Source organism: Actinoallomurus acaciae (genome assembly GCF_042429965.1).
Taxonomy (GTDB): domain Bacteria; phylum Actinomycetota; class Actinomycetes; order Streptosporangiales; family Streptosporangiaceae; genus Actinoallomurus; species Actinoallomurus acaciae.
Window position 1 is genome coordinate 1 of the sequence record NZ_JBHLZP010000819.1, and the last position, 2,529, is coordinate 2,529.

A 2,529-nucleotide genomic window follows, 5' to 3' on the forward strand; every position below is an offset into this window, starting at 1 on the left:
TGCTGTGCCACAGCGTGCTGGAATACGTCGACGACCCGGCCGCGGCGATGGCCTCGATCGCCCGCACCGTACGCCCCGGAGGCGCGGTCAGCGTCCTGGCGGCCAACCAGGTCGCGGCCGTGCTGCACCGGGCGCTCGCGGGGCGGTTCGACGACGCGCGGCGGCTGCTGTCCAGCGCCCAGGGCCGGTGGGGCGAGCACGACCCGATGCCCCGGCGGTTCACCTCCGGCATGCTGGCCGAGCTCATCGCGGGCTCCGGCCTGGGCGTCGGTGAGGTGCACGGCGTCCGCGTCTTCGCCGACCTGGTCCCGAGCGGCCTCATCGACGGTGAGCGCGGCGCCGCCGAAGACCTTCTCGCCCTCGAACGGGCGGTCGCGATGCATCCGGTGCTGAAGGACGTGGCCACCCAGCTCCACGCCCTCGCCCGGCGGCGGTAACGGCGCGTCTCGTGGTCGTCGTGCGCGGCGGGAGACCGAGGTGAGCCGCAAGCAGCAGTTGCACCGGCCGGGGCCGCCGCCCGGGCCGCCCGGGGACGACAGCGGCTGCGGCATCCTGCACGTCGACATGGACGCCTTCTTCGTGAGCGTCGAGCTGCTCGAACGTCCCGACCTTCGCGGCCGTCCCGTGGTCGTCGGCGGCGCCGGCGGACGCGGCGTCGTCTCCGCCGCGTCGTACGAGGCGCGCAGGTTCGGCGTGCACTCGGCGATGCCGATGAGCCGGGCCCGGCGGCTGTGTCCGCAGGCGGTCGTCCTGCCGCCCCGCCACGACAGGTACGCCGCGGTCTCGGCGGGCGTCATGGAGATCTTCCGCTCGGTCACGCCGCTGGTCGAGCCGCTCGCGCTCGACGAGGCGTTCCTCGACGTCACGGGCGCGCTCCGCCGCCTCGGCCGGCCCGCCGAGATCGGCCAGATGATCCGCCGGCAGGTCGCCGAGCAGCAGGGCATCACCTGTTCGGTCGGCATCGCGAGCACCAAGTTCGTCGCCAAGCTGGCCTCCACCCGGTGCAAGCCCGACGGCCTGCTCGTCGTGCCCGCCGACGGTGTCGTGGAGTTCCTGCATCCGCTCCCCGTCGCCGCGCTGTGGGGCGTGGGCGAGCGCACCGAGCAGATCCTGCTGCGCCTGGGCCTGCACACGGTCGGCGACCTGGCCGCGACCCCGCTCGACACGCTCCGGCGCGAGGTCGGCGAGGCGGTCGGGGAGCACCTGCACCACCTCGCGTGGGGCCGGGACGAACGCTCCGTCGTCTCCGCGGTCAGGGACAAGAGCATCGGCGCGGAGGAGACCTTCGACGTCGACATCGCCGACCCCGAGAGCATCCGGCGCGAGCTGCTGCGCCTGTCCGACCGGGTGGGCGCGCGGCTGCGCGGCGCCGGCCACGTCGCGCGCACGGTCGCGGTCAAGCTCCGCCGGGCCGACTTCACCACGATCAGCCGCGCCCGCACGCTCCGGGAGCCGACCGACCTGGCGCGTGAGATCTACGCCACAGCGTGCGGGCTGTACGAGGCGTCCGGGTTGGAGCACATTCCGCTGCGGCTCGTCGGCGTACGTGTCGAAAATCTCATTCCCGCCGGGGACGCCACACGTCAGCTCGCACTGGGCGAGTCGGAGACGGGCTGGCGCGAGGCCGAGCAGGTCATGGACCTTGCGGCCCGGCGGTTCGGCACCGGCGCCGTACGCCCCGCGGCACTCGTACGCCCCGATGGCGAGCGCAAGGCGTACTACGGTAAGGAGTTGCCTCGTGACAAGTGAGAGCAGTGTGACGCAAGTGACCACGGACGGTGAACATGCTGATTGACTCGGCGATCGGCGCGTCTACGGGGGAGCGTTTTCTTTTCCACGGTCGTCGCGGCTCGTATTCTGGGCATATCACCGATAGCCATGTCTCCGTCCGGCGTGGGTATACCCTTCGCGGGGCTGTCCTTGGGAGGCGCCGTGCCGCTCTCTGACCACGAGCAGCGCCAGCTCGACCAGATCGAGCGTGCGCTGTATGCCGAGGACCCGAAGTTCGTTTCCGCGGTCCGCTCGACCGATCCGAAGGTCCACTACAAGCGCAGGATCTGGAAGGCCGCGATCGGGTTCGTTCTCGGCCTGATCGTGGTGATGGCGGGGCCGATCCTGAACACGATGCCGATCAGCATCGTGATCAGCGTCGCGGGCTTCCTCCTCATGGTGTTCTGCTGCGCCTGGGGCCTGACGAGCTGGAAGCGCATGACCGGTATCGGGGCGGAATCCGATCCCCGGAAACGCGCCAAGCCGTCCCGCGCGCCGAAGGCGAGCTTCATGGAACGGATGGAGGAACGCTGGCGCCGCCGCCACGAAGGCCCATGACCGAGCCCGCCCCGGGTGCGTGTCCCACGCCCCGGTCCTGAGTTCTGCCCGGCTGCCTCGTCGCGCGAGGCTTGCCCGTGGCAAAGCCTGCCCGTGGTCGCCCGCCCGCTCGTGGCCTGCCTGCCCGTGGTCGGCCCGCTCGTGGTCGGCCCGCTCGTGGTCGGCCCGCTCGTGGTCGGCCCGCTCGTGGTCGGCCCGCTC

Annotated in this window: 3 protein-coding genes; all 3 read left to right on the forward strand. The window is 72.0% G+C overall.

Annotated elements, in window-relative coordinates; translation table 11 throughout:
• Positions 1 to 437, forward strand: a 437-nt coding sequence (locus ACFFNX_RS47490; RefSeq protein WP_512699888.1) for a class I SAM-dependent methyltransferase, incomplete at its 5' end; no start/stop codon positions are given.
• Positions 438 to 477: 40 nt separating this feature from the next.
• Positions 478 to 1,749, forward strand: a complete 1,272-nt coding sequence (locus tag ACFFNX_RS47495) for a DNA polymerase IV (RefSeq protein ID WP_378212999.1) — start codon at positions 478 to 480, stop codon at positions 1,747 to 1,749.
• Positions 1,750 to 1,932: 183 nt separating this feature from the next.
• Entirely contained in the window at positions 1,933 to 2,328 is a 396-nt protein-coding gene (locus tag ACFFNX_RS47500; RefSeq protein WP_378213000.1) for an SCO2097 family morphological protein, read from the forward strand.
• Positions 2,329 to 2,529 lie beyond the last annotated feature (201 nt).